This is a genomic window from Bacillus sp. P4_D3 (assembly GCF_056401855.1).
Genome location: NZ_JBFUIN010001122.1, coordinates 1 through 794, shown reverse-complemented (window position 1 = coordinate 794; position 794 = coordinate 1). Strand labels below are relative to the sequence as shown.

Annotated in this window: 1 protein-coding gene and 1 pseudogene; one reads left to right on the top strand and one right to left on the bottom strand. The window is 31.6% G+C overall.

What is annotated here, in order from left to right; genetic code table 11:
* The first annotated feature begins 215 nt into the window (after positions 1 to 215).
* Positions 216 to 620 (top strand): hypothetical protein, encoded by a 405-nt coding sequence (locus AC1DTM_RS29730; RefSeq protein WP_016105039.1) that lies wholly within the window; start codon positions 216 to 218, stop codon positions 618 to 620.
* A gap of 39 nt (positions 621 to 659) precedes the next feature.
* On the opposite strand, the pseudogene AC1DTM_RS29725 reads toward AC1DTM_RS29730, so the two are convergent.
* Positions 660 to 794: pseudogene (locus tag AC1DTM_RS29725) on the bottom strand (DUF1697 domain-containing protein); the annotation flags it as partial.

Below are 794 nucleotides of genomic sequence, written 5' to 3'. Positions count from 1 at the left end.
AGACATAACTACCCCCTAAATTAATCTGACATCCCTTCCAAATATATGCGAGCCCATTCTTTTACATTCAAATGTAATGTAATTTTTTATTTATCCCCAAAATAAAATATTATAAACACTCACTTCATATGTAAAAAACATTTGACATAAAACTTTTCCAATTTTATACTATGGATGTAAAGAGTTTTTTACAACGGTGGAGGTGCAATTATATATTGAATACTAAAAAGATTATTTTTGTAATCATTGTTTTATCGTTAATCGCGATACTCGGACATGGCGCATACAAATATGCAACTGAAGGCTCGATTTTGGGCGGGACAATTTTCGCTGCTTCTTTAATACTTAGTAATTTAATAAATCATATTACATGGGGAGATCCAAACGGAGTATCAAAAAAAAGTCAAGATGAACTGGGACAACAAATTACATATAAAAGCTTTAAAATCGCGTATTTTGTGCTTGTAGTTGTTATGTTCCTTATATTACTCTGCTCAGAAGGATTTTCTATGGGTTCCAATTTGGATGGTGTAAAAAACCTTCCACTATTTATTGCACTCTGTTCTTCCTTTCTTATTTTCCCTATCGTTGAACTCATTGTCGCCAAACAATATAAATAAAAAAAGTGGTTTTCTGTAAATAGAAAACCACTTTTTTATTTACATCTCTTCTGCTATTGCTTTCAGCTTATTCACAGTCCGCCAGTTCCTTACTGTAGCTGGCGTATGTAATTTTTGAAACTGGTTCATTAGTTTAGAATTCCGAATGCTTTTTTTGAAAAATAAATACACTAC